This is a genomic window from Pleurocapsa minor HA4230-MV1 (genome assembly GCA_019359095.1).
Taxonomy (GTDB): Bacteria; Cyanobacteriota; Cyanobacteriia; order Cyanobacteriales; family Xenococcaceae; genus Waterburya; species Waterburya minor.
Window position 1 is genome coordinate 13,089 of sequence record JAHHHZ010000026.1, and the last position, 12,826, is coordinate 25,914.

14 protein-coding genes are annotated in these 12,826 nt (G+C 39.9%); 7 read left to right on the forward strand and 7 right to left on the reverse strand.

What is annotated here, in order from left to right:
- The first annotated feature begins 348 nt into the window (after window positions 1-348).
- Together KME09_17965 and KME09_17970 are read left to right on the forward strand one after the other, a co-directional pair.
- The gene (locus tag KME09_17965; protein ID MBW4535827.1) at window positions 349-1,071 is read left to right on the forward strand and encodes a 1-acyl-sn-glycerol-3-phosphate acyltransferase; all 723 of its coding nucleotides are present in this window, start codon (window positions 349-351) and stop codon (window positions 1,069-1,071) included.
- Between the two features lie 178 nt (window positions 1,072-1,249).
- A complete protein-coding gene (locus tag KME09_17970; protein MBW4535828.1) occupies window positions 1,250-2,056 on the forward strand; it encodes an alpha/beta hydrolase in 807 nt (268 codons plus the stop codon).
- 75 nt (window positions 2,057-2,131) lie between these two features.
- Here KME09_17970 and ilvN read toward each other — a convergent pair whose 3' ends face one another.
- On the reverse strand, window positions 2,132-2,659 hold the full coding sequence (ilvN, locus tag KME09_17975; GenBank protein ID MBW4535829.1) for an acetolactate synthase small subunit: 528 nt from the start codon (window positions 2,657-2,659) through the stop codon (window positions 2,132-2,134).
- Between the two features lie 108 nt (window positions 2,660-2,767).
- Window positions 2,768-3,109, reverse strand: a complete 342-nt coding sequence (locus tag KME09_17980) for a GNAT family N-acetyltransferase (GenBank protein ID MBW4535830.1) — start codon at window positions 3,107-3,109, stop codon at window positions 2,768-2,770.
- Window positions 3,110-3,198: 89 nt separating this feature from the next.
- Between KME09_17980 and KME09_17985 the strand changes: the two genes are divergently transcribed.
- The 4 genes from KME09_17985 to KME09_18000 all read left to right on the forward strand — a co-directional run bounded on the left by KME09_17985 (window position 3,199) and on the right by KME09_18000 (window position 6,103).
- The gene (locus tag KME09_17985) at window positions 3,199-3,843 is read left to right on the forward strand and encodes a phosphatase PAP2 family protein (protein MBW4535831.1); all 645 of its coding nucleotides are present in this window, start codon (window positions 3,199-3,201) and stop codon (window positions 3,841-3,843) included.
- Between the two features lie 60 nt (window positions 3,844-3,903).
- Window positions 3,904-4,305, forward strand: a complete 402-nt coding sequence (locus KME09_17990) for a hypothetical protein (GenBank protein ID MBW4535832.1) — start codon at window positions 3,904-3,906, stop codon at window positions 4,303-4,305.
- Between the two features lie 64 nt (window positions 4,306-4,369).
- Window positions 4,370-5,860 carry a cobyric acid synthase CobQ gene (cobQ, locus tag KME09_17995; protein MBW4535833.1) on the forward strand — a complete coding sequence of 497 codons (1,491 nt, stop codon included), beginning with the start codon at window positions 4,370-4,372 and terminating at the stop codon, window positions 5,858-5,860.
- Between the two features lie 3 nt (window positions 5,861-5,863).
- Window positions 5,864-6,103: a 2Fe-2S iron-sulfur cluster binding domain-containing protein gene (locus tag KME09_18000; GenBank protein ID MBW4535834.1), complete on the forward strand. Its 240-nt coding sequence runs from the start codon at window positions 5,864-5,866 to the stop codon at window positions 6,101-6,103.
- Window positions 6,104-6,148: 45 nt separating this feature from the next.
- Here KME09_18000 and KME09_18005 read toward each other — a convergent pair whose 3' ends face one another.
- From KME09_18005 to KME09_18025, 5 genes are all read right to left on the reverse strand, one after another.
- Window positions 6,149-6,994 carry a lysophospholipase gene (locus KME09_18005; GenBank protein MBW4535835.1) on the reverse strand — a complete coding sequence of 282 codons (846 nt, stop codon included), beginning with the start codon at window positions 6,992-6,994 and terminating at the stop codon, window positions 6,149-6,151.
- 97 nt (window positions 6,995-7,091) lie between these two features.
- Entirely contained in the window at window positions 7,092-7,820 is a 729-nt protein-coding gene (locus KME09_18010) for a sugar transferase (GenBank protein MBW4535836.1), read from the reverse strand.
- Window positions 7,821-7,917: 97 nt separating this feature from the next.
- Window positions 7,918-9,063, reverse strand: coding sequence for a glycosyltransferase (locus KME09_18015; GenBank protein MBW4535837.1), 1,146 nt, complete (start codon window positions 9,061-9,063; stop codon window positions 7,918-7,920).
- A 21-nt stretch (window positions 9,064-9,084) separates the two neighbouring features.
- The gene (locus KME09_18020) at window positions 9,085-10,668 is read right to left on the reverse strand and encodes a glycosyltransferase family 39 protein (protein ID MBW4535838.1); all 1,584 of its coding nucleotides are present in this window, start codon (window positions 10,666-10,668) and stop codon (window positions 9,085-9,087) included.
- A 93-nt stretch (window positions 10,669-10,761) separates the two neighbouring features.
- The gene (locus KME09_18025) at window positions 10,762-11,139 is read right to left on the reverse strand and encodes a single-stranded DNA-binding protein (GenBank protein ID MBW4535839.1); all 378 of its coding nucleotides are present in this window, start codon (window positions 11,137-11,139) and stop codon (window positions 10,762-10,764) included.
- A gap of 180 nt (window positions 11,140-11,319) precedes the next feature.
- Here KME09_18025 and cysS point away from each other — a divergent pair, with 180 nt between their 5' ends.
- Window positions 11,320-12,753, forward strand: coding sequence for a cysteine--tRNA ligase (cysS, locus tag KME09_18030; GenBank protein ID MBW4535840.1), 1,434 nt, complete (start codon window positions 11,320-11,322; stop codon window positions 12,751-12,753).
- Window positions 12,754-12,826: the final 73 nt, after the last annotated feature.

Sequence of the window (12,826 nt, forward strand, 5' to 3'; positions counted from 1 at the left end):
ACCATCTAGATGTTGATTCTCGATTGGGAAATGAGAGACAATTTAGCTAATTTTGTTATATTTTGAGGAACCTCATCACTACAGTATCAATTACAACAGAGCTTTAAAATAACGTTAAGAGTAATACTTAATAAATTTTCGATTTCGTTAACAAAGTGACCTTGCAATTTCCAATAATTTTCAGCAGCAATGCAGCGTAATTGTCTGAACCTCTTTGAGCTACAGCAAATCTTTCTCAATCAAATCTTGGTTAAAGGTTAAGTATTACTTCATACTGTAAATAACCCGATCTAAGTAATAAAAGCGCGATATTAATACTTTAGTTTGAATATGCTAATAATTTATTGAATGTTGTCATTTACACCACGTCTGCTTGCTCAATCTTTAATATCAGCGGTTAATCTCAATTTAACTAAGTCTTATACCGATCGCATTCCCCAGGATATTCCCACCATCGTGATTAGTAATCATCGTAGTTTTTTAGATGCGCCAATTCTAATTAAGACGATTCCTAATACACTAAGAATTGCCTGTCATCATTACATGGGACAGACTCCAGTTGTGCGAGAAATTGTTGATTCCCTAGGTTGTTTTCCTTTAGGAACAGCGGAACACAGACAACAAGAATTTTTTGAGCAAGCAAATTATCTCTTAACCTCCAGACAGTGGGTAGGATTATTTCCCGAGGGAACAAAACCGATGATTGAACCTACTGCACCCCATGAGATTAATCCATTTCACCGTGGTTTCGCACATCTGGCTTGGAAAGTACCAGTGACTAATTTGGCTGTTTTACCCGTGGCGATCGCCTCTTTATCAGAAACTAACTATCCCAGTATTCCTATCCGCTGGCTCAAGCAGTTTGACCAAAATGAACCTTTCTTTGAACGACAGGGTTTACATCCGATGTTAGTTTATCATCGCGTCCATGTATTAATCGGCAGACCCTACTTGATTAATGCAACTCAAAAGCAGGAATATAAAGGTAAGCAGGCAAAACGACTCGCTCTCGATTTGACTAACTATTGCCAGGATCAAATCACCGAGTTATTAAAGGAAGGGTGTTATTAATTACTGATTACTAATTACTAATTACTAATTACTAATTACTAATTACTGATGGTTGTTCATTGTTCATTGCTCATAGTCAGGGAAATATGAAGAAAATGAGGGTGAAATAAAATTCAAGCAGTAAATGTTAGAGAATAATAATTAAGAAGGTTTAAGTTTTGTTTTATTACATATATCTATGAGTTCTGAACTTAGCGTAGATTTTATCGATCCCAGGGAAGTTAATCCCAATGCGCCTTTGTTTGTTTATCTTCCTGGGATGGACGGAACAGGAAAATTACTCCAAACTCAGTCCGATCATTTAGCAGCTGATTTTGACCTGCGATGTCTGGCAATTCGCATTAATAATCATAGTACCTGGCAGGATTTAGCTAGAGATACAGTGCAGTTAATTAGGTCGGAGTTAGCGAAAAAGACCAATCATGAAGTTTATCTATGTGGTGAATCTTTTGGTGGTTGTCTGGCATTAAAAACTGCTTTAGCTGCGCCAGATTTAATTAGTAAGCTGATCTTAGTTAATCCTGCTTCTAGTTTTAATCAGCTACCAATTCTCAGTTGGGGAGTAGATCTGACTGGGTTTCTACCGTCTTGGGTACATCGCTATTCTGCTGCTGGACTATTACCTTTTTTAGTACGCCTCAATCGGATTAATGATTGCGATCGCGATCGCCTAATTGAAAGTATGAAGTCGATCCCGCCTCATGTGATTAGCTGGAGGCTGTCTTTGTTAAGAGATTTTAAGGTATTAGACGAAGAGTTACGTAGCCTCAATATTCCTAGTCTAATTGTGGCAGGAGCAGCTGATGACTTATTACCTTCTGTCGCCGAAGCACGAAAGCTAACAAATTTGTTGCCTCAAGGAAAGATGATGATCCTACCTCAAAGTGGTCATGCTTGCTTGTTAGAAACAGAGATCAACCTATATCAAATCTTGATTCAGCAAAATTTTATCTCCGCTCAAACTAAACTGTTGTTGAAACTGTAACGATCATTTTGATTCTGGCGATCGCTTTAAGTTAATTAAAACTTTAAACACGCCAAAAATACTATAGCTATATGCCTACAGAGTAACTTTTGCCTCTAACGACTTGAGATATTCAGTATTTACTTTCGATTCCCTAACTAAAGCAATTTTTCCTGTACGCGCAATTTCGCGAATGCCGAATTTAGTTAGCATCTGAATAATCGCCACAATTTTACCAGGATCGCCTACAACTTCGAGAGTCAGAGCGTCCTCAGAAAGATCGACTACACGAGCGCGGAAGATTTGCGCCACTTGAATGACCTCAGCGCGATTAGAGGCAGTAGCATTGATCTTAATCAGCATCAACTCTCTTTCGACACAAGGCTGTTGGCTAATATCCTGCACCTTAAGGACGCTAATCAACTTGTATAGCTGTTTAATTAGCTGCTCGACAATTTTTTCATCTCCAGGGACAACCATAGTAATGCGCGAGACACCTGATTGTTCAGCAGGGCCCACCGCCAAGCTTTCAATATTAAAACCACGGCGAGCAAATAATCCAGCAATGCGGGTTAAAACTCCTGCTTCGTCTTCTACTAAGACAGAAATAGTTTGCTTGGTCATAGTTGAAAAATGAAAAAGTTCTGGTGAGGTTAGTCTCTTATCATAAAGGAATTTGGTAGTGGATATTCAGATTATCAAGATACTTTTTAGCTGTATTTAGCGATCGCTTTATAGATCGATTCTAAATTCAAAACCTCTGGATTCAAACCCCAATTTTTCGTATAGCTGATGGACTCTAGGACGAGATTTTCTACTCGTGGCAATTAACTTATAGCAATTTTGTTCTTTGGCGACTGTAATTACCTGCTGGACTAATTTTGTTCCCCAACCTGAACCCCGACAGCTCTCGTTAACATAAACATCTTCTAAGAGACCGAAAGGTTCTTGATGCAGTTCATTGTGCATGATGTAAAGATAAGCTCTGGCAACTTCCTGTCGATCTTCGATGATCGAGAATTTAATTCCTCTAGCTTCAACGGTTTTGGTCTGAATTTCTGGAGCAGTGTTCATGACAACTTTACAGACTAAGTACAACTTTTACTCAAAGTAACTATAATTGCTAATTGCCAAAGCGAAGCTGCTTGTACTGAAATTAGTCAATGCCAAAATACCCAAAAATAAGCCGAAACAACCTTTACTTACTTTTGTTGCTGTTGCTTCCGTTTGTACAGCTTTGCTATCAAACATTTAAGCAAAACTATTATTCCCTCGATCTAGATGTTCTAGAGTTTTTAAGTAATCAGCGCAATTTACTTTCAGATTTTATTTTTACCAACGTTTATCGCATAAGCAATACCTATGTTACTGGTGCGATCGTGCTAGTTGCTCTAATTACTTTAATTCGCCAACGTTATTGGTCAGAAGTTAAGGCGTTAGTATTTGCCACTTTGGGGATTTTACTACTAGTAGACAAGGTGCTGAAGCCTTTTTTCGATCGCGATCGCCCACCTAAACCAAGATTAGTTAGCGATTTAAGTCCAGACAGTTTTCCTAGTGGTCATGCAGCGGGAAACCTAGTTTTCTACTTCTATATATCTTTTATTATTGCTGCTAGATATCCCCAACTGACAAAATATGTTTATGGGGTTGCCACTTGCTTAGTCTTGTTAATCGGCTTTAGTAGCGTATACGTCAAAGCTCATTGGACAACAGACATTTTAGGTGGTTATGTTTTTGGCTATTGTTGGCTGTTAATTAGCTTGAATCTATTAAAGTTTTTCAATCATCGCCAATTAAAACCATAATTGTTTATTAGGACGATAAATAATTTAACTAATTTTAGTTGCTATACAACCTCTAACAAAATGATTACAGATTCCCCAGCTAAAACATTTACATATGCCCCTAAAACTGTTCGCAGAGCCAAAATAGCTCTATCTTGTTCACCTTTTCGGCTCAAGCTATTTCAGGAGATGCGAAATCAAAGTGTCCCAATTCAACAAATTGCTGAAGAGACAGGAATTAAACTAGGCTATGTCAAGGAAGCACTTAGCGAGTCAAGAATAGAAGATAAATTGGTGTGGCTAATTAATGTTGGCTTACTACGTCGGGAAGTTGATGGACAGGGTTTAACCGATAGTTTTCGCCTAACTCCTTTAGGGAGAGAAATCGTAGCAGAATGGTCAGCACAAACCGAAATTCCGACTGCGACTTTAATCAATCGGCTTTCACATTGGCTAAATCGTTGGTTAAAATTGTCGCTGTGAAATAGCAAACTACTGTTATAACAATGTATATCTTCATGTATATCTTCCAGCACAGGAGCAATCGATGAAAGCGATCATGGTAGTCGGAACAACATCTCATGCAGGAAAATCCTTTCTGACTGCTGCATTATGCCGTATTTTAGCCAGACGTGGTTGGCGCGTCACTCCCTTTAAAGGACAGAATATGGCACTCAACGCTTATGTCACCGCCACGGGGGGAGAAATAGGTCATGCTCAAGCTGTTCAAGCATGGGCAGCAAAGGTTGCTCCTCGGGTAGAAATGAATCCGATTCTACTCAAGCCACAAGGAAACATGACTTCTCAGATCATTATTAAAGGTAAGGCAGTCGGCACAGTAAAAGCGTCGGAGTATTACGAGCAATATTTTGACATGGGCTGGGAGGTCGTTCAAGAATGTTTGTATCGTCTTTCCTTAGAATTTGATTTAGTTGTCTGTGAAGGGGCAGGTAGCCCAGCAGAAATCAACCTGAAGCATCGCGATCTGACTAATATGCGGGTGGCAAAACACCTCAATGCGCCGACAATCCTGGTGGTAGATATCGAACGAGGTGGCGCGTTTGCCCATGTGGTCGGAACTCTAGAACTATTAGATCCCCAAGAGCGATCGCTAGTTAAAGGAGTAGTGATTAATAAGTTTAGAGGACAGAAAGAACTATTGGATTCAGGGATCACCTGGTTAGAAGAAAAAACCCAAGTTCCCGTTTTAGGTGTTATTCCCTGGAGCGATCAACCTTTTCCCGCCGAAGATTCCCTAGATTTATTAGAGAGAAATCGTCGCCGTAGTAGCCAAGACATCAATATTAATGTAATTAGACTACCCAAAATTGCTAATTTTACCGACTTCGATCCCTTAGAGGCTGAAACTAGTGTGGCGGTAAATTATATTGATATTCAAGACTCTTTAGGACATCCTGATGCGGTGATTATTCCTGGGACAAAAACTACTATTCCTGACCTGTTGGCAATGGAAAGAAGTGGTATGGCTGAACAAATCAGAAACTATGCTGCTGCTGGTGGTACTATACTGGGTATCTGTGGCGGATTCCAAATTTTAGGACAACGGATCATCGATCCCGAAGGCTTGGAAGGAGAGGCAGGAGAGTATAATGCGCTTAATCTGTTACCAATTAGCACGATTCTTTCACCTAATAAAGTTGCTCGACAAAGACAGGTAATTTCTCAATTCCCTCAAGCGGGATTACCTGTAGATGGCTACGAAATACATCAGGGGCGTAGTAGGATCAGTCGTAGTTTGAAAGAAGGCGCAAATGAGTATCAGCCTATTTTCGATGATCCAGGATTAGGATTAGTGGATAAAAGTCAATCGATTTGGGGCTGTTATCTTCATGGTCTGTTTGATAATGGTGCTTGGCGACGTTCATGGATCAACCAACTGCGCAAACAAAGAGGTATGTCATCTTTGGCTACGGGGATTTCTAATTATCGCGATCAAAGAGAGTCTACTTTGAATAAGCTGGCAGACTTGGTGGAAAAAAACATAGACTTAAAAGGATTTTTGTCTAGCAATCTTTAAAGTATGAGTATAGAAGTTTGTTTTTTACCAGATGAGATAACTGTTTTAGCAGAATCAGGAGAATCAATATTAGAAGTGGCAAATCGAGCAGGGGTATTTATTGCCACAGGCTGTTTAATGGGTTCTTGTCATGCTTGTGAAGTAGAACTAGACGATGGGGAAGCCGTTTGTGCCTGTATTAGCTCTATTCCAGGAGATAGATCCGAGTTGACTATCAATGTTTATGAAGATCCGACTTGGTGATTGGTGATTACTGATTACTGATTACTGATTACTAATTACTGATTACTAATTATTGCTCATTGATTCTATAAATTTTCTGAGAATTCCCAGGTATTTTTGCTGATCTAATTCGGGTAGGTTGTTATGTCCTGCCTGATGAAAAATTGTGAGCTGTTTGGGTTCAGGTGCAGCAGAATATAGTTTCTTTGCCATCCAGAGGGGGATCGTGCGATCGCCTGTACCATGCAGGATTAAAATTGGTGTCTGTAGGGATTTAATCTTTGTAAGCGAATCAAAACGTTGGGTTATTAGCAAACTTAAAGGAAACAGCTTGATTCCAGGCATTAAGCCAGCCATATCTTGAATTGAGGTGAAAGTTCCTTCGGTGATTAAACCAGCCATATCTGGATGTTTGGTAGCTAGTTCAATGGCGATCGCACCCCCCAAGGATTGACCATAAACAAAGATCTGTTGTGGTTTGATTTGCCTTTCCTGAGTTAAATATTGCCAAGCAGCTTCTGCATCTTCATATACCCTAGTTTCATTAGGGAATACTGGACTACTTTTGCCATAACCCCGATAGTCGATCAGCAGTACCGATACTTCTAGCTGATGTAAAATAGCTGCCAGTTGGGTTAAATCGCCATTATTACTACCGTTACCGTGAAAATAAAGTAATACTGGTGTAGATGCTTGTGCAGCAGGAATCCACCAACCATGAACTCGCTCCTTTCCCAAACTGAGCCAAATGTCTTGATAATCTAAACCATAGTCTTGGGGTGTTGATTCAATATAGCTGTCGGGGAAAAAAATTAATTTGGTTTGTCCCCAATGCAACAATAAACCGAGAGATATATATAATGTTGCCAAGACACTTAAAAGAATTACACTTAATTTGGAAACTACTTTAATCAATTTAATCAATTGGATTTAGTTTCAGACAATACGACCATAATCTAGCTTAACCAGAGGAGTGTTCTCTTGAAATTGATTAAAAAGCAATTAATATTTAGTAAGCACCATTTTTACGCGGAAATAACATCACCCCAATAGTTTTGAAGATAATCCATAAATCTAGGAAAAAATTATAGTTGTTAGCATAATAGACATCGATCTGTACTCTTTTGGGATAAGGAATGTCATTTCTACCTGAAACCTGCCATAAGCCAGTAATTCCTGGTCTCACCTGAAGTACAATATTTATTTGACGACCGTATTTTGCTAACTCTTCTGGTACTAATGGTCTTGGCCCAACTACGCTCATTTCTCCTTTTAAGACATTCCAAAATTGAGGTAATTCATCCAGACTAGTCAAGCGCAAAAATTGACCCATCTTTGTAATTCGCGGGTCTTGTTTAAGCTTAAAGCTGGCTTGAAATTCTTGACGCATTTGCTCAGAATCTTGCATGATTGCCTCTAATGCTCGATCGGCATTATGAACCATAGTTCTAAATTTAATACAGTTGAAAGCTTGATGATTCTTGCCAATTCTCTTCTGGACATAAAATATTGATCCTGGAGAATTTAAGGCAACTAAAATCACCAAAATTAAATACAAGGGAGAAAATATAGTCAATACTAATAAGGCAAAAACTATATCAAATATTCGTTTGTAAAAATTTCCGTTTAAGATAAAGAAGGATAATCTCAATCGATGAGGATTGAATAAAGCTCGACCGCTTTTTCTAATTAGCCCTTGTACTATCTTGACGGAAACAAGCTGGCTGTTTGCAGTCATCTTACTCCTTCATACATCACACCACACCGTTCAATGATAAATCTATCAAGCTTAAATTGGCTGATATTTGTCAATTTAAAGGTGAATAGACTCTTTTCTATGTTTTCGATTGCGACCACTCTTGATAGCAATCCTCAATATATTTTAAATAGGACTGTTGGAAAACCACGGGACTAAATTTATTCGCTTGTAATCGGCAATTCTTTGGCTCAATTTGGGGTTGTAGCTGTTCAAAACTCTTAACCGCAGCAACTAAGGCTTCTGGTTGTTGAGTATCAAACAATAAACCTGTACCATCTTGAGGACATTGACGAATATCTTTAACTGTTTCTAAGGCTCCTCCTTTTCCATAGGCAATTACTGGTGTACCGCAGGCTTGAGCCTCAACTAGAGCAATTCCGAAATCTTCACAGGCTGCGTAAACAAAGGCTTTGGCTTTAGTTATATACTCCTGAACGATATGATCGGGTTGCCAACCTAAAACTTGGATATGAGACTCGGCTAGTTGGCGTATTTCTGATAATTGTGAGCCTGCACCAATAATTACCAGCGGTTTTTTTAGTTGATTAAATGCTTTGACGATTAAGCATATTTGTTTATAACTCACCAATCGAGAAATTGTCAGATAAAAGTCGGCTTTTTCTGGCTGAAAATTAAATTTATCTAGGTTAACTGGCGGATAAATGACTTTGGCAGAGCGACGATAACAGCGCCAAATACGCTTGGCTGTATGCTGAGAATTAGCAATAAAATAGTCCACTCGGTTAGCCGAAATGACATCCCACTCGCGCATTCGATGGAGAATATATCGGGCGATCAATCCTTTTATTCCTCTACCTTGGCGATCGCCTTGTAGGTAATCAAAAGTTAAGTCCCAAGCATAGCGCATTGGAGTATGACAGTAACAAATATGGAGTTGATGAGGATTGGTCAAAACTCCTTTAGCTACAGCATGAGAAGAAGATAAAATGACATCATATTGATTTAGATTTAGTTGCTCGATCGCGATGGGTAACAGGGGCAAATATTTCTGGACACCATTACGAGCTTGGGGAAAATTTTGCAGAAAGGTGGTTTTGATTGCTCTTTGATAAAGGTAACTCTGAGGATTAGTGGACTCGAAATCAATCAGAGCGTACAAATCAGCATCAATATGATTTAAGATTTCTTGGACTACTAGCTCAGAGCCTCCAGTCGCTTTAGGAGTCAACCACTCGTGGACTAGAGCATATTTTAATTCCACAGCTAGTTATTGAGTTATTTACTATTTTTGGGTGATCAGTTGCCATGATACAACACTTGCTAGAACTTCTTGGTCTTTTAGCTTGGGGGCAGGTAGTATATCTGAATTAATTAGAAAATAAGCGGGTTTTGATTCTTGCCAAAGCTGCTCTAGCCGATCGTTGGACTGAGGAATTACTACGCGATCGCTGTAAAATTCTAATGACGGACGGAAATAAGGATGATTGGTATATATTTTCTGGAAACTCGGAATTTTTGCTTGCAGCATCGTTGCTACAGGTTGAACGGGAAAATCATTATTTAATTCCCACAGCCAATGAGGAGAATTAAACAGCAGTAATAGAGCCAGATAGAACCCAACTCCTATAATTACAATAAAGTGACGATTGCGTAGCCAGATTAATGCTGATGCCGCAGTGAAGCTAATGGCTACGACTAATAAGATTAAGGCTAAATCGATTTGTGGTACTGGCGCGACAAAACCATAATAAACACCGCCCAACCAACAAATTAGGGTAATAAAACTTAGGGATACCTGCCAAAAGTAAGCTAACTGTTTTTTTTGCCAAATTTTGTTCAAACTAGCGCCAATTAACAGTGATAATCCTGGATAAAGAGGAATTACATACCAGGGCAATTTAGTTTTCATCAAAGAGATTGCCAGCAGATAAACTCCCGTCCAGACTAAAGTTAGTTTTCCCCAACTAAGATGACGATTAGCCCAGGCTAATTTGACTCCGTGTGGCAGAAATATGAGCCAGGGAAAGCTATATTTGGCTATTTCTAGCAAATAGTACCAAGGAGGGCCAGAAATGGTGCTGACGGGCGCCCAAATGCGTTTGAAGGTCTGCTCTCCTAAACTGATGCCTAAAAATTGCGCTCCATAATGAAAATATTGTAGACAATACCAGGCGATCGCAGGAATTACCCCTAACAGTAAACCCGCCCATAAATAAGGATTTTTCAACAACTTAGGGCTGTCCCAAGCTGTAAAGAGGAGTACAATTCCCCCCAACAAGACACCCATCATCATGCCTTTAGTCAGACAGATCATGCCCAAGGCGATGCCTGCACCCAACAACCAGGAATTACGTTGTCTACCGCGCAACAAACACCAAACCCCTAAACAAAACCAGCAGGCGATCGCGCCATCGAGCATTGCTAAGCGACCATGACGAGCTATAGGCAGTAAAGTTAAATAGACTAAAGCGCTAAAAATTGCTGTGGCAAGATGAAGAAAAAGTTCTCGGGCAATTAAATACACCAATGGAACAGAACAGGCAGACAAAAGCGCAGGAACTAGGCGCGTACTCCATTCGCTGACACCAAATAGTCTGTAACTAACAGCAATTAACCAGTGAATTAAGGGCGGTTTATTCCAGTAAGGTTCACCATAGTTAATGGTGGGATAGAGCCACGTTTGACTACCTGGTTCAGCGCGCCAGATATTGCGGGCAACTCCCGCGACAATTCCTTCATCCCAATCTCTGAGGGGCAAATCTCCTAAACCAGAGGTATAGAGCATTACCGCAGCCACAAGCAAACAGATTACCCATAGACTATCTCTCTTAAACAATTTTGAACCAAACGCCACCTCGTTTTTCATGCCTGTTGCTGGTTCTCCCTAATTCCCTAATTCCCCTTCTTGAACGGGTCGCTTATGGGGGAAACCCCCAAGACCGCGCCCGTTCGCAATTCCCTATTCTGGGTAACCACTGACTCCACCAGGGTAGCCACTCACTTCGCTAGAGTCATTATCTCTTTTGGAACCTAATAGTTCTAAACGATCAACTTTAATGATCGGGCGCGATCGCAATCCTCCCGTATTACGATCTGTCCAGGTTTCAATTTTAAAAGAACCTTGCACCGCAATTTGTTTCCCTTTGCTGACATAATTTCCTGCTATCTCGGCAGTTTTGCCCCAAATTTCGAGATTAAACCAATCTGGTTGCTCGCTATTGCGACTAGGGCGACTGACGGCTAAAGGTAAAGTACATTTAACTGAACCAGAATCAAAATATTTTACCTCTGGGTTAGCACCAGCACGACCGACTAAATTAACTACATTAAGAGCCATAAATTTGATAATTATAGTACTAAAGAACTAAATTAAGATTTTTTAGTTTAGCAAATTATAGCCAAGCACTACAAATTGTCCGTAGGTGAAAGAGCTAAAATCTAGAATTAGTTGCTAAACAGATCGATCATCCGTGTTCATCAATTAAGATTATTTAGATCATCCAATAAACCCCTAGTCATGACTTTAACCGTATACAATACCCTCACTCGCAACAAATCAGCGTTTCAGACCATTGAAGAGCATAAAGTGCGGATGTATTGCTGTGGCATAACTGTTTATGACTATTGCCACCTAGGTCATGCTAGAACTTGTTTAGTTTGGGATGTGGTGCGTCGCTATTTACAGTGGAGTGGCTACGAAGTTAACTATATTCAGAACTTTACTGATATTGACGATAAAATTCTCAAGCGCGCCAATCAAGAAGGAACATCGATGGAGGCGGTTTCGGAGAAGTATATCGCTGCCTACTTTGAAGATATGGAACGTTTAGGAGTAGGAAAAGCAGATGCCTATCCTCGTGCAACCCATACTTTGAATGGTATCAAGCGTTTAATCGCCGAACTAGAACAAAAAGGTTTTGCCTATCCTGCTGAGGGTGATGTTTACTATGCAGTGCAGAAGTTTCCTGATTATGGCAAGCTGTCGGGTAGGAAATTAGCAGATATGCAGGCAGGTGCTAGCGGTAGAGTTGATGAAGATCCAGATAGTAAAAAACAATATCCCTTTGATTTTGCCCTCTGGAAGGCGGCTAAAGAGGGTGAACCAGCTTGGGAGTCTCCTTGGGGAAATGGTCGTCCTGGCTGGCATATCGAGTGTTCGGCGATGGTGCGCGAAAGACTGGGAGAAACTATCGATCTTCATGTAGGTGGTGGGGATTTGACTTTTCCCCATCATGAAAACGAAATTGCCCAATCAGAAGCAGTTACGGGTCAACCCTTGGCTAACTATTGGCTACACAACGGCATGATTATTGTCGAAGGGAAAAAGATGTCTAAATCTTTAGGCAACTTTATTACGATCCGCGAATTGTTAGATAAATATGAACCAATGGCGGTACGTTTATTTATCTTGCAGGCTCAATATCGCAAACCTGTAGATTTTACCGATGAAGCCTTAACTACGGCGACGCATAGTTGGTCAACTCTCAAAGAAGGATTACTGTTTGGTCATCAATATGGGAAACAACTAGGTTTTTCTGGGACAGATTTGTTAAACGAGGAACTAGTAACCAGATTTAAATCCGCTGTAGATGATGACTTCAATTTCGCTGGTGGATTAGCAGTACTGTTTGAAATTGCTAAGAACCTAAGTAAGGAAGGTAATATTCTAATTCACGAAGGAACAACTAAAACTGACGCTCAATCATTAGAGCAACAATGGCAAACTTTGACCCAATTAGCCACTGTTTTAGGTTTTACAGCCAGTACTGATGAAGATAGTAGTGATACAGGTTTAAGTGACTCAGAAATTGATGCTTTAGTCCAGCAGCGTAATGAAGCTAGAAACAATAAAGATTATGCCCAAAGCGATCGCCTTCGAGATGAATTACAAGCTCAAGGTATTACTTTAATCGATAAACCTGGAGGAATAACTATTTGGAATCGAGATTAAATTTTGCTGTAGAGCAACTTGATTATAATAAAGCTTACTAATTAGAAAAGATGGAAACTTAAATACAGAACAA

Coding starts and splice junctions, on each gene's coding strand:
- KME09_17965 (MBW4535827.1), top strand. CDS start 349: ATGTTGTCATTTACACCACGTCTGCTTGCTCAATCTTTAATATCAGCG.
- KME09_17970 (MBW4535828.1), top strand. CDS start 1,250: ATGAGTTCTGAACTTAGCGTAGATTTTATCGATCCCAGGGAAGTTAAT.
- ilvN (MBW4535829.1), bottom strand. CDS start 2,659: ATGACCAAGCAAACTATTTCTGTCTTAGTAGAAGACGAAGCAGGAGTT.
- KME09_17980 (MBW4535830.1), bottom strand. CDS start 3,109: ATGAACACTGCTCCAGAAATTCAGACCAAAACCGTTGAAGCTAGAGGA.
- KME09_17985 (MBW4535831.1), top strand. CDS start 3,199: ATGCCAAAATACCCAAAAATAAGCCGAAACAACCTTTACTTACTTTTG.
- KME09_17990 (MBW4535832.1), top strand. CDS start 3,904: ATGATTACAGATTCCCCAGCTAAAACATTTACATATGCCCCTAAAACT.
- cobQ (MBW4535833.1), top strand. CDS start 4,370: ATGAAAGCGATCATGGTAGTCGGAACAACATCTCATGCAGGAAAATCC.
- KME09_18000 (MBW4535834.1), top strand. CDS start 5,864: ATGAGTATAGAAGTTTGTTTTTTACCAGATGAGATAACTGTTTTAGCA.
- KME09_18010 (MBW4535836.1), bottom strand. CDS start 7,820: ATGACTGCAAACAGCCAGCTTGTTTCCGTCAAGATAGTACAAGGGCTA.
- KME09_18020 (MBW4535838.1), bottom strand. CDS start 10,668: ATGAAAAACGAGGTGGCGTTTGGTTCAAAATTGTTTAAGAGAGATAGT.
- KME09_18025 (MBW4535839.1), bottom strand. CDS start 11,139: ATGGCTCTTAATGTAGTTAATTTAGTCGGTCGTGCTGGTGCTAACCCA.
- cysS (MBW4535840.1), top strand. CDS start 11,320: ATGACTTTAACCGTATACAATACCCTCACTCGCAACAAATCAGCGTTT.